The organism is Pseudoalteromonas sp. SG43-6 (genome assembly GCF_014164365.1).
GTDB lineage: Bacteria > Pseudomonadota > Gammaproteobacteria > Enterobacterales > Alteromonadaceae > Pseudoalteromonas > Pseudoalteromonas rhizosphaerae.
Genome location: NZ_JACJEZ010000030.1, coordinates 1 through 24,380, shown reverse-complemented (window position 1 = coordinate 24,380; position 24,380 = coordinate 1). Strand labels below are relative to the sequence as shown.

Here is a 24,380-nt window from a genome sequence, read left to right as displayed (position 1 = left end):
GAGGTTAAGGGATGTTACTAAGAGCAAGTGTTTTACTGAGTTTGTTGGCATTAACTGGGTGTGAAGAACCGTTGACACTTGCAAAGGTGTGTAAAGAAACCCCAGGTTTATGTAATGATTTAAATACCGATAGTCACTGTAAAGCACAGCGTGCTGATGTGATCATGGCGCGTTACCATGAATACAAACAACCGACTGACGATAACAAATATTTATTATTAAAGGGTTTTGAAAAATACGATAGATGCGTATCGCTGGCGGCAAAAATTGAGCATATCAAGTTAAAAGAAAAAACCACCTCACGCGTTGAAGCGCATTTAACCAGTATCAAGGAAATGACACGGTTATTTCAAGATACCAAAAATACTAACCACCCTGGGTTGTTGTATTATCACTGGTCACGCAATAATGACCAATCAGCCCTGACTAAATTACTTGCGCTTGAAAAGGATCCTAGTGTCACTGAGGACGCTGAAATCCAGTTTTTCTTAGCCAGCTACTATATTAAGTTTGATGAAGATAAGACCATAGACTTACTGTATAAAACGTTAGAGCTAAACAAAGCTGAGCAAACTCCAAACCCCGAAATATTCACCACATTGACCAGTTTGTTTTATAAGCAGGAAAAATATAAGCATGCCTATACTTTTGCAAAAATTGCGCAGCTTTCTGGGATAACCAATGTTGAAATATTCCCAATTGAACAACAGCTAACAGCAACAGGAAAAAGTCTCAGCGGATTAGATACCCTCGCACAGCAAACCTACGACAGTATTCAAGCTGGGCAGTTTGTTTCACCACGGGATTTTTAATCGCGTTCAAACTTAGTTTATAGAAAAGAAAAAGGCAGCTGACGCTGCCTTTTTTAATTTATTTGCTCGTACCAACTTCAACACGAGTTTTGAGCTTTTGACCAGGTCGAAAGGTGACGACGCGTCGTGCCGAAATAGGGATATCTTCCCCAGTTTTCGGGTTACGGCCAGGCCTTTCTTTCTTGTCACGAAGATCAAAGTTACCAAATCCAGAGAGCTTAACCTGCTCGCCTTTTTCAAGCGCTGAGCGGATTTCTTCAAAAAACGCTTCAACTAAATCTTTGGCATCCTTTTTATTGATCCCCAATTTTTCAAATAGGTGTTCAGCTATGTCGGCTTTAGTAAGCGCCATATCTAGTCCCTCAACGATGCATTAAACTGTTCAGCCAGTGCGGCCACCACGTTATCAACTACTAGATTGATATCTTTCTCTTCGAGTGTTCTATCAACCGCTTGCAGTGTTAGAGCAATCGCCAAACTCTTATAATTTGGCTCAATACCTTTGCCCTTATACACATCGAATAAGTTTAGGTCAACCAATTGATTTCCGCCAACTTTTTCTATCACTGATAAAATGTCGCCAGATTTCACCTGATCTTCCACTAAAATAGCGATGTCGCGGCGGTTTGAAGGGAACTTCGAAACCCCTACAGCCTCTGGTAAATTTCTTTTTTCAATGGCTGTCATTTCAATTTCAAACACGTAAGTCGCATTATTGATATCTAACGATTTTTGTACTTGAGGATGAATAGCACCAAAGAAACCGACCTTTTTACCTTCAACATAAATCACCGCAGATTGGCCCGGATGTAAGCCATCTGATTGCTCTGCTTTGATTTCAAAACGCGTTATATCATTGGTTAATGAAAGTAATGCTTCAACGTCACCTTTTAAGTCATAAAAATCAACGGTGCGCTTTTCTTCAACCCAATGTTCACCATGTGCCAGACCAGTAATAGCACCACCGATAACTGCAACTTGGTTTACGCCATTCTCTGCGTTTTCATCACGTAGAAATTTAAGGCCATGCTCAAATAAACGAATACGTGGCTGCTGGCGGTTTTGGTTATACATTACTGATGCAAGTAAACCTGGCATAAGGCTCACACGCATTGCCGACATTTCAATCGAAATTGGATGTGGCAAAATAAGCGCGTCACTGTCTGGGTGTAAAATAGCCTGTGCTTTAGGATCAACAAAGCTGTAAGTGATCGCTTCTTGATAACCACGAGTCACTAACGTATTGCGAAATTTGCTCACTGCAATATTGGCTTCGTTATGAGTGGTCATTTTTAATTTAGCAGTCGGAGCTACGTTTGGAATACTGTTGTAACCATATACGCGAGCAACTTCTTCAATTAGATCTTCTTCGATACGAATATCAAAACGGTAGCTTGGTACATCTGCACTCCACACACCATCGACAATTTTCACATCAAGCCCTAAACGGGTTAAAATGTCGGTTACTTTCGCATCTTCAATATGATGACCAATAACACGGTCTAAACGCGCACGACGAAGACGCACTTCAGTGACCTTAGGAAGCTTATCTTTTGCAACAGCTTCAACTACAGGGCCTGCTTGACCGCCTACAATCTCAAGTAACAACGCAGTTGCACGTTCTATTGCATCATGTTGCAGCGCAAAATCCACACCACGTTCATAACGATGCGATGCATCTGTGTGTAAACCATAGCTACGGGCTTGCCCTGCGATAGCAACTGGATTAAAAAACGCACTTTCTAATAGAATATCCGTTGTTTGCTCGGTAACGCCTGATTGCTCACCGCCAAAGATACCGGCAATCGCCAGCGCTTTGTTATGGTCGGCTATTACTAAGGTAGATTCATTCAACTTAGCAGTATTACCATCTAGTAATACCAGCTCTTCACCAGCATGGGCGCTACGTACTTTGATACCGCCTTCAATCGCATTTAAATCAAAAGCATGCATTGGATGGCCAAGTTCAAGTAACACATAGTTAGTTACATCAACCACAGGGTCAATTGCGCGCACGCCACTACGACGAAGCTTCTCAACCATCCAAAGTGGTGTTGTGGCGTCAAGGTTGATGCCTTTGATCACACGCCCTAAATAACGTGGGCAGGCTTCATCGTTTACTAGTTCAATTGATACTTTATCATCAATAGTTGCTGCAACCGCTGGTATCTCTAGGGCTTTAACATCAATACTGTTAAGTACGCCCACTTCACGAGCGATGCCTTTAATACCTAAACAGTCACCACGATTCGGGGTTAAATCAACATCAATAATGTTGTCATCAAGGCTTAAGTATTCACGTAAGTCTGTGCCCACTGGTGCATCAAGTGGCAACTCCATGATACCGTCGCCTTCTTCGCTAATACCCAGCTCCACGAATGCACACAGCATGCCGTGAGACGGTTGACCACGTAGTTTGGCTTTTTTAATTTTAAAATCGCCCGGTAATACAGCGCCAACCATAGCTACTGCAACTTTGATACCTAAACGGCAATTTGGCGCACCACATACAATATCTAATAGCTCATCGCCACCGACATTGATTTTAGTTACACGTAGTTTATCTGCATCAGGATGCTGACCACATTCAACTACTTCACCGACAACAACGCCAGAGAATTCTGCAGCAGCGGGCTCTACACCATCTACCTCAAGGCCGGCCATCGATAACTGTTCCGAAAGAGCCTGCGTGTCAATTGCAGGATTAACCCACTCTCTTAACCACTTTTCACTAAATTTCATGTTATTTCTTCACTCTTAACGGAACTGATTAAGGAATTTCAAATCGTTTTCGAAAAACGCACGTAAGTCATTTACACCATAACGCAGCATGGTTAAACGCTCTACACCCATACCAAAGGCAAAACCAGTGTATTTTTCTGGATCAATTCCCACTGATTTAAGCACGTTAGGGTGCACCATTCCGCAACCTAATACTTCTAACCATTTTCCGTCTTTACCCATCACATCAACTTCCGCTGAAGGCTCTGTAAATGGGAAAAATGAAGGACGAAAACGAATTTCCATATCTTCTTCAAAAAAGTTACGCAAGAAATCGTGCAAAATACCTTTAAGCTCAGTAAAGCTTACATCAGTATCAACCATCAACCCTTCAACCTGATGGAACATCGGCGTATGTGTTTGGTCGTAATCGTTACGGTATACACGCCCTGGAGAAATAATACGCAGCGGCGGTTGCTCAGCTTCCATGGTGCGAATTTGCACACCACTGGTTTGCGTACGCAACACCAGTTTTGGATTAAAGTAAAAGGTATCGTGATCAGCACGCGCTGGGTGATGCTCAGGAATATTTAGCGCGTCGAAGTTATGAAAATCATCTTCTACTTCTGGGCCAGATTTAACCGCAAAACCTAATTCGCCAAAAAAGCTCTCAATCCGCTCAATGGTACGCGTCACTGGGTGTAAACCACCTGTTGGCATAACACGACCGGGTAATGTTACATCGATTGTTTCAGCGGCTAATTTCTCTTCAAGGGCTTTGCTTGCTAATAATTCGCGCTTGTCGTTAATCGCAACTTGTACATCTTGCTTAGCTTGGTTAATTACTTGGCCTGCTTCTTTGCGTTCTTCAGGGGCAATTTTACCAAGGGTTTTTAATAGATTCGTGATTTCGCCTTTTTTACCAAGGTAGTTAACCCTGATATCTTCAAGCTGCGCGATTTCACTGGCACTGGCGACCGCCTCAAGTGCTTGCGCTAATATATTTTCTAAGTTCATTCGATACCTGATCTGTCACAGAAGGTGATTTAAGTAATAGCTAATGATAACTGAAAGCAATGGCTAGATTCCAGACCTTATACCAATCTTATTGAATTCTTTCCCATTCTGGTTAAGTAAAATGGGAAGTTAGACGATTTTGTAGAGAAAACTAGAGTTTTAGAGTGGATTTTATGAAAGGAATTGTCAATTTACGTTGTGCAGCCATCGATGCATGGTCAAGTTTATCAAGCACATCAAGTAGCGCACGCATATCACGACTCAAACGCGTTAATAAAAAGCGCGCACATTCATCACTGAGCTCTAAGCCGCGCATATTGGCACGCTTTACTAAGGCTTCGGCTTTGTCATCATCACTCATAGAACGGATTTGAAATGTCGTACCCCATTTTAATCGTGACTCAAGATCCGGCAGGCTAATATTTAGCATGTCTGGTAACAGATCCGCTGTCACTACCAAGCACTTACCCGGTTCGTTAAAACGGTTAAAAAAATTAAACAACGCTTTTTCCCACGCATCGTTACCTGCTACTAAATGCACGTCATCAATACACAGCACATCAAGGGCATCTAAGCCATCGAGCACCATAGGACCAAAATCAATCACTTCGCGCATTGATAGCAGCATAGTTGATAAACCATGCTCTTGAGCATGAATACAGGTTGCATACAGTAAATGCGATTTACCTGAATCCCCTAAACCACACAAATAAGTATATTGAAAAGTGGTTGCTAAACTTTTAAAGGCATTTTTTAAATGACTCACTTCCAGTGAATTTTCACCACCAAAATAAGAGGCAAACGTTTCATCATCCGGTAACGTCACCGGCAATGCCATTTGCACCGGCTCCATTGCCGGCATTACAAACCAACCCATTGATATTCTAAATCGTCTTGCGCTGTCACAGGATAAAACGCACGAGGGTCAACAAAGGGTTGAAAAGCGCGGTCGAGCTCTAAGGCTTTTTGTAAATCATGCATACTGCCAGTATGATTTATCGCAAAACTAACCATATCAGCGGTACGAGCACGAATTGTCACTTGGGTAACCACGCTTAAGCTCTGTAGCTGACGTTTAGCAAGCTCTATATCGACAAAGTTAGTGGTGCCTTTTAATTTAAACACCGCTTGGGCAAGTTGCGTTGTAGAATTTGGATCAACCGCATATTCATTGGCCAAGCCTGCCGCTAAACTGTCAATCATTAAGGCTATGGCTTGTTGTTTATCACCGGTTACTCTGTTTGCTTCAAACAGCTCATCGTTAGTAAAACGCCAATCCAACAGCCAAACCTCACTGTCAGGTTGTTTGTATAAACGCGCGGTAATACTGCGCTCTGCACTATAGCGGCTTGATGCCTGCTCGACTGGCGTAGAGAAATTTCCCCACACTTCAGGTATTCCCACTAATGCACGGTCTTGTAAATCAAGTAATGGCACCACGACAGGCAAACCACGTCGCGCTGCGGTGCTATAAATTAGTTGCTCTAACTGCGGATAGCTTTCTTGGGTAACAAGTTCGCGACGCCAGTTATCTTCAATGGCAAGCCAAATAGCCACCAGCGGACGACGCGTCCCCCACAATGGTAAATTAAGTTCTTTGACGAGTGCGTTGATTTTGTTTGCTTCAAATTTAACCACGAGGTTAAGCTGACCATTGGCTTTTTCGTCGTATTCAAATTTGAGCATGTAATCTGATATATCTTTACTACGTCGCTGAGCCGTTGGGTTTTTGTCAGCATTTGGATCGCCACTGACCTTAACCAGTACATTTAGCAACGCTTCGCGGCTGGCGCTGAGTCGAGCATCGCGAGATTTGTCAGATACTTTTAATACGTCCTGATATAGATCAGTAACTTCAACCGCAGTTGCAGTGAAACTTAGGAAAATGGTGGTAATAGCAATAAATAATCTAGACACAGGGCATTAGTTCTTGGTTTTAAACTGATTTGATCCTAATTCAAAGCACCCAACAAAGCAAAAATATATTTGTTAAAACCCACTTACAAATAAGTGTTTGTAATCAATACACAGAAGATCACAGCGGCATCCTCTATAAGGATCGCAATTAGCTTACGAATAAGTGATAAACCGGAGCTTTATCGCGGGTGCTAACAATCTCATAATTGCGCTTAACTATCCCAAATTGGTTTCTAACGCTTTCGAAAACCATTACTATTGCGCATTCTATTGCAGCAACTAACGGATGCTTACATGCTCGACTTCGCAGTGCTGGGGGTATTTATACCCACCTTCTTTTTTGTCTCTATTACACCTGGGATGTGTATGACTTTAGCCATGACCTTAGGAATGAGTATTGGCGTGCGCAGAACTATGTGGATGATGATTGGCGAATTACTTGGCGTTGCTATTGTGGCTGTTGCAGCAGTCGCAGGGGTGGCAAGTATTATGCTCAACTACCCGACACTATTTAACGTATTAAAATGGCTCGGTGCAGGTTATTTAGTCTACATTGGCATTTCAATGTGGCGAGCAAAAGCAACCATCAAATTAGGCGCAGACAGTAAATTAAAAGTATCTCGCCAAGCACTATTCTCACAAGGCTTTATCACCGCGATTGCCAACCCTAAAGGCTGGGCGTTTATGATTTCCCTGCTACCCCCATTTATAAATATTGACTACGCGATTGCGCCACAATTGAGTATGTTAGTCGCCATCATTATGCTCAGCGAGTTCACTTGCATGATGCTCTATGCCACTGGCGGTAAAAGTTTACGGCTGTTTTTAAACCAAGGTGACAATATCAAGTGGATGAACCGCATCGCTGGTAGTTTGATGGTCGCGGTTGGTATTTGGTTAGCAGTTAGTTAGCGGCCAACTAAGCACACGACTCACGCGCAATATTCACGACTGAATATTGCGCGCTAAATTTACATCTCTGTTACATCAGCGTTTAATCGCTATTAAACAGCACCTTTTTCATACTGCTCTTTTAAGGCAATCACTCGCTCACGCAATTCATCTGCAGTGACTGCATTGGCAGCAATAGGCTCGCCAACAGTCACAGCGACCAGCGACCATTTCAGTCGTGGAAGTCGCCATTTTGCTTTACGACTAAACATGCTGCCCCATAACCCGCCTAGATGAACAGGTATAACGGCCACCGGTGAACGCTGTATAATACGTTCAATACCACGGCGGAAAATATCAATCGAACCATCGCCAGTTAGCCTCCCTTCAGGGAAAATACCCACTAACTCACCGTTATCTAATGCTTTAGCAACCTCATCAAATGCTTCTTGAAACGCCTGCGGATTAGATTTTTCACTGTCAATTGGGATAGCTTTGGCCATTTTAAATAACCAATGCAACGCGGGAGAATAATAAATGGGGGCAAATACCATAAATCGAATAGGCCTTGGTGATGCCGCTAAAATAAACATCCAATCAACAAAGCTGACGTGATTACTCACCAATACTGCTGCGCCTTCACTAGGAATATTATGCTCCCCTTTGGTACGCACTCGATACATACAAATGGTCAATAAATAAATAACAAAGCGTAAGAAGAACTCTGGCACCTTGGTATAAATATACACAGAGATCAGTAAATTTAATCCTGCCAGTAACAAGAATAACTGTGGGATCGTCCATGCAAATATAGATAGCGTTACAATACTTAACACCGCACTGGCGACCATAAACAACGCATTTAACACATTATTAGCGGCGATGATGCGTGAACGGCTTGATTCGACGGTGCGTTGTTGGATCAAAGCGTACAATGGCACAGTATAAAAACCAGAGGCAATGCCAATGCCGGCCATCCAAATAAAATGCCAATACATGTCACCAGTATGCAGTATTTGTGAAAGTGTAAATAATTCTTCGCTTGGTAGCTGGTAAAAGTTCATTGCAGGCTCTTGGCTCAGTAAGTACAAAAATAATGTGATCAACAACGCGCCAAATGGCACAATACCTAATTCTATCCGCGAGCGAGACAACTTTTCACACAACAGCGAGCCTATTGCGATGCTCAATGAAAATACCACCAAAGCGCTGGTGACGACCAGCTCATCGCCAACCATGACATATTTCACATAATTTGGTAGCGCCGTTAAAATAATCGCCCCTATAAACCAAAACCAACTGATACCAAGTACCGACTTTCCGACCGACTCAGTTTGTGAATTAAGTACCCTAAATAGGCTTTTGGTGGATGAGAAAATATTAAAAGTAAACACTAAATTAGGATCATTCGCGGCACTAATTGGAATAGAGCGACTACTCAAATAACCAATAATCGCAAGGCTTATAATTGCCACACAGATGACCGTTGGCCCCACCGTTTGGGTAATGTAATACGTGCCAAACGTTGTGCCAATCAATATAGCCACAAATGTCGCAGATTCAACAAGGCCATTGGCTTTGGTTAATTCATCTGCTGCCACGTGCTGCGGTAAAATGGAATATTTTAGCGGGCCAAAAAAGGTACTTTGTAACCCTGTTAAGAATACCGTGGTTAACATCAACCAAACAGATTGCGTTGAAATGGCAACAGCGCCTACTAGCATAATCGGAATTTCGGCAAGTTTTACGGTGCGGATTAATTTTGACTTTTCCTTTTTTTCAGCAATTTGTCCCGCCATCCCTGAAAATAAAAAGAACGGTAGAATAAATAAGCCTGCCGCTAAGTTAGCATAAAAAGCGCCATCGGCAACATTTGCCGTTTGAAAAATCAATAACAGTAGCACCGCTTGTTTATAAATATTATCATTTAACGCAGAGAAAAACTGGGTGACAAAAAGCGGTAGAAAGCGCTTACTCTTTAGTAAAGCACGCTGATGTTTTTTATTATCTTGCATTGTGATCCTTACAAATTAACCAAACTGGTGAAAAAGAGACTCCAGCTACTAAAAATAGATTACCCAGTTATTGGATAAATTACGATCAAACTTTTACCACCAAGGTATAAAAACAAAAAACCTGCATAACAGACGTTAATGCAGGTTTTAAATTAATGCGCTTCTAAGAGCTAATTTTGACTAACCACTCGTCGGCCACTAAATGCATGCATTAATGTCATGCCATCGAGCAAATCAAGTTCGCCACCGACCGGAATACCATGGGCTATCCGCGATGCATCAACTTTATAACGGTGACAAAGCTGGGCAATATAATGCGCTGTAGTTTCCCCTTCAACTGTAGGGTTGGTCGCTAATATAACCTCGTTTATCCCACCTTGTTGCAACTTACTTTCAAGAATATCAAGGCCAATTTCATTTGGACCAATACCATCGATAGGTGATAAATGTCCCATCAATACAAAGTACAAACCTTTATACTGGCCAGTTTGTTCAATCGCCAACACATCGGTAGGTGATTCAACCACACATAAAATTCCGCTATCTTGACGTTTGGGGCTTAAACAGATTTCACACTGCGGCTGCTCTGCAAAAGTACGACACGATTGACAGTGTCCTATTGCAGTCATCGCCTTGATAAGTGCATTACCAAGCTGAGTGCCCCCTTTACGGTCGCGCTCAAGCAGATGAAACGCGATGCGCTGCGCTGACTTTGGGCCTATGCCGGGCTGACAGCGTAGTGCTTCGATCAGCTGGTTTAAACTCTCTGAAAGTTGCATGTTTTATCTTAAAACGGCATTTTCATACCTGGTGGTAATTGCATACCGCCAGTTACTTTACCCATGCGCTCTTGTGTTTCTTCTGCTACACGGCGTACTGCGTCATTACACGCAGCGGCAAGTAAGTCTTCAATAAGATCTTTTTCGTCTTCCATTAAACTTTCATCAAGTTCAACACGGCGAACATTATGGTTTCCAAGCATGGTTACTTTAACTAAACCAGCACCTGCTTCACCAACCACTTCTAAGTGAGCAATTTCGTCTTGGGCTTTTTGCATGCGCTCTTGCATTTGCTGCGCTTGCTTCATCATGTTACCCATTCCACCTTTAAACATAACTTTCTCTCTTTCTATTTCTAATTGCCATGAAGATAAGGGCTATTGCAATGAATTACAATGCCTGAATACTGTTTTCATCGATAATTGCAGAAAATAGCTGCTGTAACTGTACGATATTTTCATCACCGTTGATCACATCGATTGCTTGCTGATGGCGCCCTGCATCGATCTTTTGCTGAATTAAGTAAGGCGAATCTATCACCCCAGGGGCAAAATTGATTGTCAGCTCAACATTATGCCCGTAAATACTGGCCAGCGCTGCACTAAGCTTTTGCCTTAACATCGGGGTATCGAGATGTTTTTGCGATTCATCCACTTCTAAGTGCAGCTGTTGTTGTTGCTTTGAATAAATTGAATGCAAAGCAAATTGACGCATCCGCCCGCCAAGTCCCATCCGCTTAATTAAGTATGCCCACTCATCTTGTTGATGTGCAAAACGAATATCGCTGATCGGGCTTTGAAAATCATCCGGTATTTGAATGTTTATTTCAGGCTCAGGTGCAGCAACTACTTTTTGTGGATTAATTTGCTCTAGCAATTCCGGTGCTAAATTCTCAGTAATAGTCTGATGTTTTTCTTTAAAGTCAGGTTTCACACGCTTATTTGCGGCGATATTCGGCGTGTAACCATCAGTCTCAGGCTGACTACTTGCCCCCGTTATCTGGGGCTGTGACTTTTTTACCGCAGTACCGCGCTCAACCGCAGCTGGTTTATTCGTTGATGGCGCCACAGGTGTTTTACCACCAGAGAGCGTACCTGCACCGGAAATATTTCTATCTCGTAAAATACGTGCAATTGCAGACTGCGCTTGTGCTTCTTTTTGGCTAATATCTGTGGTATCTGAATAGTCAGAGAATGAGCTGTTATTTTGTGCTGGAGCGGTTTGCTCTGCGCTATATTGATGCTCAGGCAAAGATTGTTCTGGCGCATGCTCAAAGCCACTATGAAAGCCCTGCTCCACTGCGTTATTCATTACCTCATCATATTGGGATACTAATTGTTGCTCAAGCTCAGCATCTGAATCATGCTCATTACCATGCGCGGCTTCGTGCATAATTCCCGAATTTGTATGTGGTGCAGTAGTAACAGTTGACTGCGTATCGACAGGTGCTGTTTGCTCACCGGTTACAGAGTGTTCAGTTGTTGCAACGACTTGTTCAGGCGCACTCACGGCCGTTTTTAGCGGTGCAGCTTGAGGCAATGATACTTGGTTATCAACAGGCTGTGGTGTTGCAGGCTTATTTTTATTGAGAATATCTCTCAATGCTGCTGAGCGAGACCGGTTGTTATCGGCCGCTGGTGCCTGCGCCGCAGTACTTGCAAGCATTTGGCTATCAACTGGTTGAAATGCCAGTAAGCGCAGCATAACCATTTCAAAACCTAAACGAGGCTCTGGCGCCCATTGTAAGTCTTTTTTGCCATTAAGCAGTAATTGATAATAAATTTGGATTTGTTGTGAATCGCAGCTCTTTGCTACTTCATTAATAAACTCGCGATTATATTCATCTAACTTGGCGGCATCGGGCACTAATTGGGTTAATTGTGCTAAATGTGTAAGGCCAATTAGATCATCTAACAAAGCAATATAATTTGGGTTTTGGGTGGCAACTTGCTCGATTTGCGCCATCAATGCATGGCCGTCTTGGGCTAATAATGCAACCAGCAAGTGCTGGCTATAATGGTTGTCCATCAACCCTAGCATTGCTTGCACCGCTTGATGCTTAATATCACCATTCGTTTGAGCAATCGCTTGATCAGTTAAACTCAATGCATCACGCATACTGCCATCAGCAGCTTTGGCGATAATTTGCAGGGCTTGAGTTTCAAAACTTAATTTTTCTTCACCTAACACATATTCAAGTTGTTGGAGTATTTCAGGTTGCGATAACGCATTAAGATTAAACTGCAAACAACGCGATAAAATGGTGACAGGCAGTTTCTGTGGATCCGTCGTCGCTAATAAAAACTTAACGTGCTCAGGCGGCTCTTCCAAGGTTTTTAATAATGCATTAAAACTATGCTTTGAAAGCATGTGTACTTCATCGATCAGGTACACTTTGTAGCGACCGCGAGTTGGCGCGTACTGCACGTTATCCAATATCTCACGGGTATCTTCAACTTTAGTGCGCGATGCGGCATCTATCTCAAGTAAGTCAATATAACGACCAGTTTCGATATCTATACAGCTGCTACACTTGCCACACGGTTGCGCCGAAATGCCTTCATCACAATTTAAGCTTTTTGCAAAAATACGTGCGATGGTGGTTTTACCCACCCCGCGAGTCCCAGTGAACAAATAAGCGTGATGCAGTCTGTTTTGTGTTAAAGCATTAATAAGCGCTTGTTTCACATGGGACTGACCGACCAATTCATGAAAGGTCTGTGGACGCCATTTTCTCGCTAGGACTTGATAACTCATTAATTATTCGCCTTCGAATTCAACCAATTTCAGGATTTTAATCCCCATTTTTGCAATGCGTTGCTCGCCACCTAGTTCTGGTAAAGAGACTACAAATGCTGCATCTGTCGCATGACCACCCAACTTATTGACTAATTTAGCGGTCGCTTCAATGGTACCGCCGGTTGCCAACAAGTCATCTACTAAAAGCACTTTGTCACCTGGGACAATGGCATCTGTATGCAGCTCTAATACATCTTCACCATATTCTAGCTGGTAATCTTGAGAGATCACTGCACGTGGCAGTTTACCCGGTTTACGCACTGGAATAAAAGGAATACCTAATGCATATGAAAGCGGTGCACCGAAGATAAAACCACGTGATTCAGTACCTATAATCTTGGTAAAACCTTGATCTTTATAAGCTGAAATAAATGCATTAATTGTTGCTTGAAATGCAGCGGGATTAGCCATTAGCGTAGTTACATCACGGAACATAATGCCTGCTTTAGGGTAATCTGCAATAGTAGTTATGCTATCTTTAATGATAGATGGAGTTACTTGAGTCATAATTTAAACTGTTTTATCTGTAATATTACAAAGCAGACAATTATAACATCACAAAAATGAGTTGTCGGTAAGAAGTTAAATAATTAAGTAATAAGACTGCACTATATACAGCCTTATTATAATTTAGCAGTGCTAAATTAAGAGACTGTGGTGATCCAGCCTAGGATTGCATTTAAACAGCCAATTCCTGCAAACACAGCTAAGAATGCAAGAAAATACATTGCATTAAACGGATCTTTAAAATCTTTATCTTCTGACATAGGTACTACCTTTTATTAAGCGCGACGAATTAAGGCGCACATAATAGACGATGTAAAATAATCAATAAAGACTTTAAGGGTGATTTTTTGTCACGATAACGCCACGCTCTGCCATTGCATGTAATGTTGCTGTAGCACCTTGCACAAGCTGTTCTGTAGTAAATTGCGGCGCTTGTAAAGCAACTTGCTCCACCAACGAAGCTAATTTGATACTCGGTGTTGTATCTATAATCGCCAGTAATAATGCGGTCATTGCATTGGTAGCAAGAAATTGTACTTCGTCGTCGGTATCGCGATACACCACAAAATAATGAGGCTGTTCACTAGGCTGCTGTGGTTGAAAATCAACACTAATATGCTGTACAGCAAACTGATAACTTAAATTTCGCGCGCAACTACCCATATAAAGAGGCACATTACTCAGCGGTGCATTAATGATGCAATCAGTTGGATCCGCATGCGCAACCGAGACATCAAGCTCAATCCATTCATAATGAGCAAGCTCAAGCATAAAGGGGGGATCAATTTCTTGCAATTGGTAATCACTACTTAAATACGCAATAAACTCACCAGCAATATCCAAAAAATAAGGTGATTGACAATCGTGTTCAGCAAAAAATTGGCGAACTAATCTTAACCAATTGTTATCGCTGTAGAGTGTTTTCAGAACCGGAAATGCTGAGGAAATAAAGCCATTGATATTATTGAAAAATAAATCACGGTAGATCGCCATACGACGTTCTTCAATGTCATCGGGCTTTGGTTGTGTATCTGGCGCTCGAATATGCGCCATAAACGCTTGTTGGGTTTCAATAAAATTCATATCAGGCACTTTCTTTTCGCTGTATTATTGCGTGCTTGGCTTGTAGTTGATGAATTATATCCAGCTCTTTGGTAAGCTCAGCGATAGCTGGAATATTAAAATCACGTTCCAATAAAGTCGCAAACACCCCATGATGTTGATAAGCACGGTCAAGTAATTGCCAAACAGGGTCAATCACGTCAGCACCGTGAGTATCAATAAGTAAATCATCCGCCTCGTTGAAATGCCCTGCGACATGACCATACGCTATACGTTGCGATGGCAAGCTAGCTAAAAAATGCTCTGCATCATAACCATGATTTATCGAATTCACATAAATATTATTTACATCGAGTAATAACTTACAATCAGCTTGCTGTAATATTTCAGTGGTAAATTCTAACTCGCTCATTTGCTGACCAGGTGCGGCATAATAAGACACATTTTCGATAGCTATTTGCTGTTCGAGAATATCTTGCACCTGTTTTATCCGCCCAACAACATGGGCAATCGCAGCTTCAGTAAATGGGATCGGCATCAGATCATACATGTGGCCGTTGCCGGAACAATAACTAAGGTGCTCACTAAAAAGCTTAACGTTATGTGCTTTGAAAAAGACTTTTAAGGATTTAACAAATTCAATATCTAACGGTTCAGGTGAGCCGATCGACAATGACAAGCCATGACAAACAAAATTATTTGTATCGGTCAGTGACTTAAACTGCTTAGCAAAGCGACCACCGAGTTTTAACCAGTTCTCAGGCGCCACTTCCATAAAATCAATTTGCTTTGGTATCTGCGTCAATAATTCATCGAGCATTTCTCTGCGCAGCCCAAGCCCTACCATGCCAAATTCACTGTTACTAGATACAGTCATATCCACTCCTTCATTTAAAAGGGCCACAATGCGGCCCTTTTATAAACAAACTACTTAACTAAAGTGCAGGTTACATAACTTATCTAATTAATGGCTACCGCATTTGCCTTCTTTGTTAGCTTTAGCATCACCGCCGCACTTGCCTTCTTTGTTAGCTTTGTCGTTTTTAGCGTCGCCACCACATTTGCCTTCGCCGCACTTGCCTTCTTTTTTAGCTTTATCGTGTTTAGCATCGCCGCCACATTTGCCTTCGCCGCACTTGCCTTCTTTGTTAGCTTTGTCATGTTTAACATCGCCACCGCATTTGCCTTCGCCGCACTTACCTTCTTTTTTAGCTTTGTCGTGTTTGGCATCGCCACCACATTTGCCTTCGCCGCACTTACCTTCTTTTTTAGCTTTGTCGTCTTTAGTTTTAGCATCTCCACCGCATTTACCTTCGCCACATTTACCTTCTGTAGCATCGACTTGGTAGCCCGTTACCATTTGTTGAAATTCAAATGGATTCGCTTGAACATCTGCAGAAATAAAACTTGTGCTGCCTACAACTACCGCGCCTAATGTTAACGCAATTGAATTTTTTTTAAGTGTATTCATTTTATGACTCTCTCTAAACATGTAAGGGGTGTACTAAGTAGACCTTGCTACAAAAATAATATTTCACTTAATCGCAACTTTTTATTTGTTAGTTACAATAACGCTACAAAAGAGTGAACAATTGAAGTTAACTATGGGAGTAAAATTGGCATTTATCAATGTTATATTTACAGGTAAACTACGTCTCCTTTTATCAAGTCAAAGTGCCCCTATCATGAAATTAGTTTTAGCGCCTATGGAAGGGGTTGTCGATTTTAAAATGCGCCAACTACTCACCGAAATTGGTGGTTTTGATTTATGCGTCACTGAATTTGTACGTGTTATCGATGCCTGCTTGCCTGATAAAGTATTTCATCGCTATTGCCCAGAGCTAAATAATAACGGTTTAACGCGTTCTGGCACTCCTGTGCGTATCCAATTACTTGGCCAAGTCGCACACGCATTAGCTGAAAACGCTGTCAGGGTAATTGAGCTTGGCTCTCACGGCGTTGATCTTAATTTTGGTTGCCCTGCGAAAACAGTCAATCGCAGTAAAGGTGGCGCTGTGCTGTTAAAAGACCCTGAACACATGTATGAAATCATTAAAGCAGTCCGTGATGCCGTGCCAAGCGAGCATCAAGTAAGCGCTAAAATTCGTTTAGGTTTTGATGATGACAGTAACAGTCAAGAAATTGTTGATGCCGTTGTTAGTGCCGGTGCCAATAGTATTGCTATACATGCCCGTACAAAGCGAGACGGTTATAACCCGCCCGCTTATTGGGAGAAAATTCCACCACTGATCAAAGATAAAAACATCGCCGTAGTCGCAAATGGTGAAATTTGGCAAGTAGAAGATGCACTACTTTGCCAGCAACGTAGTAGTTGTAAAGACTTAATGCTTGGTCGCGGTGCACTGTCGCATCCTGATTTAGCACGCAAAATAAAAGCACACTTTAATGATGAGCACTATGTTGGCTTAAAGTGGGAGCATATTCTCTATCATCTGATCCATTCAGCCATACATCATGACCCCGCGAAAGATGAAAAGTATTTTGCTTCTCGTACTAAGCAGTGGCTGGGCTATTTAAAACGCCAATATAGCCAGGCCGATATTTTGTTTGATGAGATCAGACGCCTTAAAACAAAAGAAGATGTTGCCGATGTTTTGAAAAAATACGCTATCGCACCTTAATTTGACACACATCATAGTCGGCTTTTTTAAATTAATGAATACTGCAGCATTGCTCAACGAGGACAATGACAATGATCAATGCTCAATATCACCTTCAACAACTTAATACAGAGTTAGAGCAAGTAAGGCTGTGCTTGCTTACGACACTATCAAGTTCATGTAACCTACTGCATCACTCGCTAGCTGAAACCTTGCGCAAAAATAACCCTGAACAATGGTTAGAGCTTACGCAGAAGCAACTTGGCACTGAATATAAAGATATCATAGTACGCTTAGAACAACTTGAAGCGGCAGTCTGTCAAATCGATATCGGCCAATATGGTTATTGCTGTGACTGTGAAGAAAAAATTGACTCGCAACGGCTAAATGCCGATCCAACAGCGCAGCGCTGCGGCAACTGCGAGCCAAGGTCATAAAAATCAGCAAGCGAGCTTACGAAGTTGTTAAAAGTGTTGCGAACGCAAAACTTTGCGCCGGATAAAAAATGATATCAGCCACTAAATAATCGACTTGTTGTGGCGTCATTTTTAATCGTTTCAGTAAATTAACTTTCGCTTGTTGCACAGTCCAAGCATGGTAATGGATGCCAAGATCGGTTTCCATCATAGCTAACCAGAAAGTACGCTCTTGATTACTTATCTGTGTTGCAGCTTGCCCTGCATAACCCCTTAAGCTCAAGTAATTTTGCGCCCAATCAAAGCCAACTTGCTTATCTTTAGACAATGCAAAACGCTGCTCAAGGACTGAGTGCTGATGATCAACTGCAAAACGCATAGAGTATACCCCTTGCTGCATTTCCTTCAACTGAGATTGCACTGCAACTAGCCAATTTATTGGTGCTTTAGTAGTGCCTGAGAAGTAATTTAACTTACTTTGATACCAAGACCCACCATTTGATAAGCCATGTAAACCAACACTTCCACGGGGTGTATAGAGCGCTAAATACTCATTAAACTCGTTGAGAGTGTGTTTAATGTTTGCTGGAAGATCAACGCGAGTAAGATTCTTAGTTACCTGCGTTTGTAACGCATTAAGCTCAATTGAGTTGAGTCTAAGTTTACTCTCTTTAGCAAGCACCAACTGCTGCTGAGTAAAACTGAGCCAATTGTTTATGTTTGCAGTAATGTCGTGTTGTTGGTTATAGGCAAGCATATTATCAAGCACAGGAATATACACCGGCCATGTAAAATAGCGCTCCGGAAAGCGCTCTGCAATAATAAGATAATCCAATGAACTCTGCGCGACAGGAGTGAAGTCTAAGGTTTGCATGGCTTGATATATGCTGTGACGCTCTTTCAAATATGCATCACTAAATGGAAACTGTTGCTCGTTAACTTGTTTAATTTCACCTGTTGGTCTTAAAAATTGATTTAGTGTTTGCAATGCTTGCTGAGCTTGCTCTTTACTTTGATACTGATTATTCGTATCACCACATGCGCTCAAGAAAAGCGCTGAGAAGCATATCCATATTAGGTGTTTCATAATGAGTTAAATCCAATAAAAAAAGCCCCATAGGGGCTTTTTATAAATTGCTATAGCGAATTAAAGTTAAATCTTAACACCGTTGCGAGCGGCTTTATCTTTAATAAATACAGACCAACCTTTTGCAAACTTACGCGTGCGAGGGTCATCCATTGCTTTAGTAATTGCAGCATAAGCTTGCTTATACTTTTCTTGATAGTAATAAGCTTCCGCTAAATCTGAATAAATAGTTCCTGTCTTATCAGAACCTAATTCAAGCGCCTTGTTCAAACGAACAACGGCAGCACTATAATTTTGCGATTGTAAAAGTAATGAACCTGCTTTGCGATAAAGCTCAGCATCGTCATCAAATTTAGCCGCTTCTTCATAGTACTTAGCTGCTTTTTCAATATCTTTTGAGCGATGATAGTTACTGGCTACTGCGCTGATATTTTGTTTATTACGCTTAACAATTTTATCATTGATAGACTTCTCTAAAACCTTAGCGGCTTTATAAGGAATTTCATTCAATGAATAAAAGTTAGACAAAACTTTATAATCAACTTCAGTTTCAAAATAACCATTTTTGTAAGCTACTTCCATCGTTGCAAGACCAGTTTTATAGTCTTCCGTCTGAAGGTAGTATTTACCTAAGCTTACCCATGCTTTTTTATCATCTGGCCAGATACGAACAATTTCTTCACCAACTTTGACCATATTTTTATAGTCTTTAAGCTCAAAGTAAGAACCTAATTTTAATTGGTAAGGGCCTTTGTTAGGCTCTTTTTGAAGTTTAATTGCTTTCTCAGCTGGTGTAAAAACATCACGGAATTTACCTAACTGATAGTTAGCTTGGGCTATACGAGTATAAACCGTTGCATCTTCTTCACCAGTAAAGTCCATCCATGCAACATAAGCATCTTTGGCTTTTTCATACTGCTCAGTACCAGCATACATATCGCCTAATGTTTTTAAACTTTGTTCTTGATCGGCAAAGTTTAACACATCAGGGGCAACAGCTAATTTTAAGTAACCAATCGCAGTTTTGTACTGCTCTTTCTGGCCATACATGCTACCTAAATAGCGGTTAACTGTTGCTTTGTCGAAATCATCAGAAGCATCGATTTCTTTCAACATGGCGATAGCTTCATCAAGCTTTTCTTCGTTATACAAGTCAAACGCTTTTATAACTTTTTTACCAGTGCGCTCACCCATGATCCTAGTTTTTGCTTTCTTCCGCGCTTCAATTTTCGCGGGATCTGGCGCTGCTAGAACCGGTGCAGTAAATACTGCACCCGAGAAAGACATAAGTACCGCAAGTGCTGTTACTTTAGATAAATTTCTCATTACTTGCCTCCTTAATTGCCTTGGTTAATTTTAAAGTCTAGCTGAACTTGTAAACCAACTTGCTTTTGTGGCTTACCGTCAATAATTTTAGGACGGTATTTCCACTTGCTCAAGGCGCGTTTAGCTTCTCTATCGAAAATACGTTTAGGGTCTGCGTCAATTACTTCAACATCAGTAACCCCACCCAATTCATCGATTGAGAATGAAAGTTGTACCCAACCTTCTTTGCCATCACGTGCTGCTTGTGTTGGATATTTTGGTTCAATACGAACGATTGGTGTCGCATCACCGTCTCGTCCGAATGCCCCTGGACCACTTAGACCACCTGCCGAACTTCCCACATCAATGCTTGGCATGTTAAATGACATAGCACCTGGATTTGGGTTGTTATTTTCCGGCTGTGGCGGCTGCGGTTTAGGCGGCTGCTTTGGCGGTGGAGGCGGCGGAGGCGGTACTCGCTTCCGTTCCTGCACCTTAGATTCAGGCGGATTCGTCATAATTTCGACTATGATCTGCTCTTTTTGTTCCGTATTACGGTCAGCCCCACCAGAGATGAGGAAGGCCATGAAGTAGAACAAGCCGAAAGTAACTGCCCCACCTGCAATCAGTGAAAACAGAAAACGAATCATTACTGATCTCCAGCTATTGAAATTCTCAGGTTGTCGCCCGTCGCTTTGATCTGGTCCATAACTTTAACCACTACGCCGTGTTTTGCATCTTTATCAGCTTGCAAAATTACAACTTCAGTAGGTTGTTCTGCTAATAAACTTTCGATTTTTGCTGAAACACGTTCAACATCAACTTGCTGTTTATCAATCCAGATTTCGCCGTTGTCACGAATTGCAATAAAAATGTTAGCATTTTTTTGCTTCGTAGCTTGGGCCGCTTTTGGTTTATTGACCTCGATACCAGCCTCTTTAACGAACGATGTAGTTACGATAAAGAAAATAAGCATGATAAATACGATGTCAAGCATCGGTGTCATATCTACCGTTGCATCTTCTTCTTCACGAAAACGTTGTTTACGTGCCATATTTAATTCTCTCTCTAGTGATGAGGCATACTATCAACAAGCTTGGCTTTCACCATTCTCGCTCTTGCCTCAAGGCGTGAGCTAAAGAATACTCCAGATAATGCCGCAACCATTCCAGCCATTGTTGGGATTGTTGCCATTGAAATACCTGATGCCATTAAACGTGCATTACCTGTACCTTGGCTTGCCATGGTTTCAAAAACCGCGATCATGCCTGTTACTGTACCAAGTAAGCCAATTAAAGGACAAACAGCTACTAATGTTTTAATCAACAACATACGCTGATCTAATTTTTCAGACGCTTCAGAAATCCATGCTTCACGGATTCTGTGTGCGTACCAAGACGTAGTGTCTTGGCGGGCATCCCACTTTGCTACAATTTCCGACGATAAACGAGGAAATTCTGCAAGTAGGAACCAATAGCGCTCAATCATTAAAACCCACATAAGAAAGAGTGCTATCGCGACCACGTATAAAACCTGGCCGCCTGTGCCAACAAAATCCCTGATAGATTCCCAGATCTCCATCAGGACTAGCATTAGGCTTTCTCCTTCTCCGCGTGAGTAGCAATAATACCTGCGCTTTGCTCATCGAGGATGTGTAATACCGACTTACTACGACCCGCAACAACAGCGTGAAGAAGAATAAGTGGTAATGCAGCTATTAGACCTAGCGCAGTAGTTACAAGTGCTAGAGAGATGTTACCTGCCATGATCTTCGGATCACCTGTACCGAACAATGTGATTGTTTGGAACGTTAAGATCATACCGATTACCGTACCTAGTAGACCAAGTAACGGCGCGATTGCAGCAAGGATTTTAATGATATTGATACCAGCTTCAATGCGTGGCGTTTCACGGAGAATCGCTTCATCAAGTTTAAGCTCAAGGTTTTCAACATCTTGTGTTTTATTGTCATGGTACACTTTAAGAATACGACCCAATGGGTTATTTGTATTCGGTGTAGACACGTTTTTAAGCTGACTATTAATCTTACTACGAGTAAGAGTAAGGTCAATAAAGCGTACTAGTGTGATTAAGATACCTAAACCTAATAACGCAGTGATGATGTAACCAACTACGCCACCTTGGTGGAAGTATTCATCAAGTGTCGCTTTTTGTGTATTGATACGTAAGATAGCACCACGAGTCGGATCCACATATACACCAGCATAGTTATCAGAAGACGTATTTTCTAAGTCTTTAATACCAGCAAGGATATAACCATCAGGTTGTTTACCTAAAGGCTGAATCGATTTAGTTTCAGGCGAATAGATTAAGTAGCCATCGTCTGTTACTAAGTTGAAGTTACCGATACGTGTTACTTTCTTAACTGTTGCGTTACCGTCAAGACCTGCAACTTCAGTTTCAAAAGTAGAAACTTTAGCTGACTCAGTCATTTCAGTTTGTAGCGCTATCCAAAGCTCTTCAAGTTCACGAACTGTTGGTAACTCTTTAGCAGCAGCTAATGAACGTAAGATTTCAGCACGGCCTGGCTTTTCAGCAGAAACAAGAGATGCTTCGATTGAACCGATTGCATCTTGCGCAGCACGACGTACAACACCAAACATCTCACCTAAAGTACCTTGTGCACTTTCTAGAGCTGCTGCTTTCTCATTCATTGTATTTTCGTTTTGTGCATACTGCTTTGTTAAGCTATCGCCACGTGCTTTTTCAGCAGCTAATTGGCTTTTCGCTTTATTAAGTAACGCTTGCTTATCAGCACGATCTGATAAGAACTCTTGCTCACGTTGCTTATTGATTTTGCCTTCAGAGATACGCTCTTGCTTAACTTGCTCAAGGATTTTATCTAAAGCATCAGTATTTGCATGTGCGTTAAGCGCGGTACCTGCAGAAACAGATAGTACTGCTGCAACAGCAAAACCTTTAAATAGTTTCTTCATTATTGATTACTCCGCGCCAAAGATTGGTAGTTTAACAAGTTCTAATGTCGCTTGCTTACGCGCCATACGAATAACTTCTTTAACAGGTTTTAGGTATTCATCACCTAATTCTTTCCACTGTTTAGTGTTGTTATCCCATACCCATGCGTGCTTTAAGTCAAACGATTGAGCAACGTAAGTGATACGACCAAGTTGGCCGAAATCAACGTTAATGCTCTTGCCATCAACTTCTAAAGTACCTTGTGAAGCAGAAACTAAAGAGCTGTATGCAGCTTCAATTGTGTATGCTTCTAATACTTGACGGAACTTCTCTGAAGTCGTTACAGAAGAAGAAACCATTGTTTCACGTAATCTTTCAACACGCGCCAAACGATTGTCACTGTTAAACGGAACGTCCGCTTTGATGAATTGCTCGAGCGTATCGATCATGCGATACATCAAAGGCACAACGTTTTGTTTTGTGTTGTCGATCGTAGCAATTTGACGGTCAAACGATTCAATTTGTGCATTTTGGTCAGCGACCAAACGTGCAACGTGATCGTTGTATACTTTCAATAGCTCAGATTCATCAACAACGCTACGGTACTCAGCTAATAGCTCTTGAGTTTGACCATATACATTGTCAATTTTAGTTTGAGACTTAACCGCAGCCGTTTGAATTTGTAGACCTGCTTTTTGCACGTCATTCAAAGGATCTGCAATCACATTGCTGCTTGCGAATGCAAAAGCGCCAACCAACGCAGTTGCTACAAGACTCTTTCTGATTTTAACAGACATAGTTCCCAACCAATTAAGTAATGTTACTTTTATAATTTAATTACCTCCCGAAGGAGACAACCCTGATATCTTTTAATAGATATCAACCCTCCAATAATGCTAAATGCAATGCATGCTGTCAACTTGATGTTTGGAATTAGATCGAAATAAATTAATTCAATCATTGCAAACTAAAACACAAAAAACAAAGGATTAACATAAATGCAACACCATTGAGTTTTCAGCTGGGATGAAAGCCGCTACCTAACAACAGTTCTACCGTCAGCCATGAAATACAAAACATAAATGTAACATTTTATGTGTAATCTAAGAGGGTTAAAAAAAGTTCATAATTATTTCGAATAAGCGTAATCATTCAGTAAAAAAGCCTTTTTATGCAGCCAAACCTAGGATATATCGCATATAAAAATTAGCAACTGGACCTTTTAAAGGAAAGCGTGACGCATGATTAAGCCCTAAAGTAATACCTGTTTTCTCTGTAAGACTCAAAGAGTCACTGCCAGTGTTATCAAGATATTAGAAATAATCACATTAAACATGTTGAGGCGATATCCCCTGTTCCTATTTATACCGATTATTAACGTGCCAAACTTATGTATGAGCAATCAGAGGCAAAATAGCACTATCTAATTAAATACTAATTAAATACTAATTAAATACTAATTAAATACTAATTTAATTAAAAACATCATCGTTA

At 41.5% G+C, this 24,380-nt stretch carries 25 protein-coding genes; 4 read left to right on the top strand and 21 right to left on the bottom strand.

Annotated elements, in window-relative coordinates; genetic code table 11:
* The first annotated feature begins 11 nt into the window (after window positions 1-11).
* Window positions 12-812, top strand: coding sequence for a DUF2989 domain-containing protein (locus H5201_RS13725; protein ID WP_182740011.1), 801 nt, complete (start codon window positions 12-14; stop codon window positions 810-812).
* A 58-nt stretch (window positions 813-870) separates the two neighbouring features.
* Here H5201_RS13725 and ihfA read toward each other — a convergent pair whose 3' ends face one another.
* The 5 genes from ihfA to H5201_RS13700 form a co-directional block, all read right to left on the bottom strand.
* Window positions 871-1,164 carry an integration host factor subunit alpha gene (gene ihfA / locus H5201_RS13720; RefSeq protein WP_016707763.1) on the bottom strand — a complete coding sequence of 98 codons (294 nt, stop codon included), beginning with the start codon at window positions 1,162-1,164 and terminating at the stop codon, window positions 871-873.
* Between the two features lie 2 nt (window positions 1,165-1,166).
* Complete coding sequence (gene pheT, locus H5201_RS13715; protein WP_182717934.1) at window positions 1,167-3,554, bottom strand: phenylalanine--tRNA ligase subunit beta; 2,388 nt, start codon at window positions 3,552-3,554, stop codon at window positions 1,167-1,169.
* Window positions 3,555-3,569: 15 nt separating this feature from the next.
* The gene (gene pheS, locus H5201_RS13710) at window positions 3,570-4,550 is read right to left on the bottom strand and encodes a phenylalanine--tRNA ligase subunit alpha (protein ID WP_145241591.1); all 981 of its coding nucleotides are present in this window, start codon (window positions 4,548-4,550) and stop codon (window positions 3,570-3,572) included.
* A 151-nt stretch (window positions 4,551-4,701) separates the two neighbouring features.
* Entirely contained in the window at window positions 4,702-5,412 is a 711-nt protein-coding gene (gene hda, locus H5201_RS13705) for a DnaA inactivator Hda (protein ID WP_179959227.1), read from the bottom strand.
* The gene (locus H5201_RS13700; protein ID WP_149982907.1) at window positions 5,412-6,467 is read right to left on the bottom strand and encodes a DUF2066 domain-containing protein; all 1,056 of its coding nucleotides are present in this window, start codon (window positions 6,465-6,467) and stop codon (window positions 5,412-5,414) included. The genes hda and H5201_RS13700 overlap by 1 nt, the downstream gene beginning before the upstream one ends.
* Window positions 6,468-6,761: 294 nt before the next feature.
* Here H5201_RS13700 and H5201_RS13695 point away from each other — a divergent pair, with 294 nt between their 5' ends.
* A complete protein-coding gene (locus tag H5201_RS13695) occupies window positions 6,762-7,379 on the top strand; it encodes a LysE family translocator (protein ID WP_182740013.1) in 618 nt (205 codons plus the stop codon).
* A 92-nt stretch (window positions 7,380-7,471) separates the two neighbouring features.
* Here H5201_RS13695 and H5201_RS13690 read toward each other — a convergent pair whose 3' ends face one another.
* The 9 genes from H5201_RS13690 to H5201_RS13655 form a co-directional block, all read right to left on the bottom strand.
* On the bottom strand, window positions 7,472-9,373 hold the full coding sequence (locus H5201_RS13690; protein ID WP_182784857.1) for an MFS transporter: 1,902 nt from the start codon (window positions 9,371-9,373) through the stop codon (window positions 7,472-7,474).
* Between the two features lie 170 nt (window positions 9,374-9,543).
* Window positions 9,544-10,152, bottom strand: a complete 609-nt coding sequence (gene recR, locus H5201_RS13685) for a recombination mediator RecR (protein WP_149982904.1) — start codon at window positions 10,150-10,152, stop codon at window positions 9,544-9,546.
* A gap of 8 nt (window positions 10,153-10,160) precedes the next feature.
* Window positions 10,161-10,487: a YbaB/EbfC family nucleoid-associated protein gene (locus tag H5201_RS13680; protein ID WP_149982903.1), complete on the bottom strand. Its 327-nt coding sequence runs from the start codon at window positions 10,485-10,487 to the stop codon at window positions 10,161-10,163.
* A 55-nt stretch (window positions 10,488-10,542) separates the two neighbouring features.
* Window positions 10,543-12,909, bottom strand: a complete 2,367-nt coding sequence (gene dnaX, locus H5201_RS13675; protein ID WP_182784855.1) for a DNA polymerase III subunit gamma/tau — start codon at window positions 12,907-12,909, stop codon at window positions 10,543-10,545.
* Between the two features lie 3 nt (window positions 12,910-12,912).
* A complete protein-coding gene (gene apt, locus H5201_RS13670) occupies window positions 12,913-13,458 on the bottom strand; it encodes an adenine phosphoribosyltransferase (protein ID WP_149982901.1) in 546 nt (181 codons plus the stop codon).
* 137 nt (window positions 13,459-13,595) lie between these two features.
* On the bottom strand, window positions 13,596-13,718 hold the full coding sequence (locus H5201_RS23220; RefSeq protein WP_257325665.1) for a hypothetical protein: 123 nt from the start codon (window positions 13,716-13,718) through the stop codon (window positions 13,596-13,598).
* A 73-nt stretch (window positions 13,719-13,791) separates the two neighbouring features.
* A complete protein-coding gene (locus H5201_RS13665) occupies window positions 13,792-14,541 on the bottom strand; it encodes a DUF2063 domain-containing protein (RefSeq protein ID WP_149982900.1) in 750 nt (249 codons plus the stop codon).
* Between the two features lies 1 nt (window position 14,542).
* Window positions 14,543-15,367, bottom strand: a complete 825-nt coding sequence (locus H5201_RS13660) for a DUF692 domain-containing protein (protein WP_149982972.1) — start codon at window positions 15,365-15,367, stop codon at window positions 14,543-14,545.
* Between the two features lie 117 nt (window positions 15,368-15,484).
* Window positions 15,485-15,991, bottom strand: coding sequence for a hypothetical protein (locus tag H5201_RS13655; RefSeq protein ID WP_182784853.1), 507 nt, complete (start codon window positions 15,989-15,991; stop codon window positions 15,485-15,487).
* 214 nt (window positions 15,992-16,205) lie between these two features.
* Here H5201_RS13655 and H5201_RS13650 point away from each other — a divergent pair, with 214 nt between their 5' ends.
* Together H5201_RS13650 and H5201_RS13645 are read left to right on the top strand one after the other, a co-directional pair.
* The gene (locus H5201_RS13650) at window positions 16,206-17,162 is read left to right on the top strand and encodes a tRNA-dihydrouridine synthase (RefSeq protein ID WP_149982898.1); all 957 of its coding nucleotides are present in this window, start codon (window positions 16,206-16,208) and stop codon (window positions 17,160-17,162) included.
* A gap of 71 nt (window positions 17,163-17,233) precedes the next feature.
* Window positions 17,234-17,578, top strand: coding sequence for a TraR/DksA C4-type zinc finger protein (locus H5201_RS13645; RefSeq protein WP_149982897.1), 345 nt, complete (start codon window positions 17,234-17,236; stop codon window positions 17,576-17,578).
* A 16-nt stretch (window positions 17,579-17,594) separates the two neighbouring features.
* Here the strand turns inward: H5201_RS13645 and H5201_RS13640 are convergent, their stop codons facing one another.
* From H5201_RS13640 to H5201_RS13610, 7 genes are all read right to left on the bottom strand, one after another.
* Window positions 17,595-18,644 carry a hypothetical protein gene (locus H5201_RS13640; RefSeq protein ID WP_182767892.1) on the bottom strand — a complete coding sequence of 350 codons (1,050 nt, stop codon included), beginning with the start codon at window positions 18,642-18,644 and terminating at the stop codon, window positions 17,595-17,597.
* Between the two features lie 66 nt (window positions 18,645-18,710).
* Window positions 18,711-19,970 carry a hypothetical protein gene (locus H5201_RS13635; RefSeq protein WP_182717928.1) on the bottom strand — a complete coding sequence of 420 codons (1,260 nt, stop codon included), beginning with the start codon at window positions 19,968-19,970 and terminating at the stop codon, window positions 18,711-18,713.
* 11 nt (window positions 19,971-19,981) lie between these two features.
* On the bottom strand, window positions 19,982-20,599 hold the full coding sequence (locus H5201_RS13630; protein ID WP_149982894.1) for an energy transducer TonB: 618 nt from the start codon (window positions 20,597-20,599) through the stop codon (window positions 19,982-19,984).
* Window positions 20,599-21,003: a biopolymer transporter ExbD gene (locus tag H5201_RS13625; RefSeq protein ID WP_054205753.1), complete on the bottom strand. Its 405-nt coding sequence runs from the start codon at window positions 21,001-21,003 to the stop codon at window positions 20,599-20,601. Before H5201_RS13625 ends, H5201_RS13630 begins: the two co-directional genes overlap by 1 nt.
* A gap of 14 nt (window positions 21,004-21,017) precedes the next feature.
* Window positions 21,018-21,542: a MotA/TolQ/ExbB proton channel family protein gene (locus tag H5201_RS13620; RefSeq protein WP_145241564.1), complete on the bottom strand. Its 525-nt coding sequence runs from the start codon at window positions 21,540-21,542 to the stop codon at window positions 21,018-21,020.
* The gene (locus H5201_RS13615; RefSeq protein WP_182784851.1) at window positions 21,542-22,906 is read right to left on the bottom strand and encodes a MotA/TolQ/ExbB proton channel family protein; all 1,365 of its coding nucleotides are present in this window, start codon (window positions 22,904-22,906) and stop codon (window positions 21,542-21,544) included. The genes H5201_RS13620 and H5201_RS13615 overlap by 1 nt, the downstream gene beginning before the upstream one ends.
* Window positions 22,907-22,912: 6 nt before the next feature.
* Window positions 22,913-23,683 carry a DUF3450 domain-containing protein gene (locus tag H5201_RS13610; RefSeq protein ID WP_182784849.1) on the bottom strand — a complete coding sequence of 257 codons (771 nt, stop codon included), beginning with the start codon at window positions 23,681-23,683 and terminating at the stop codon, window positions 22,913-22,915.
* Between the last annotated feature and the right edge of the window lie 697 nt (window positions 23,684-24,380).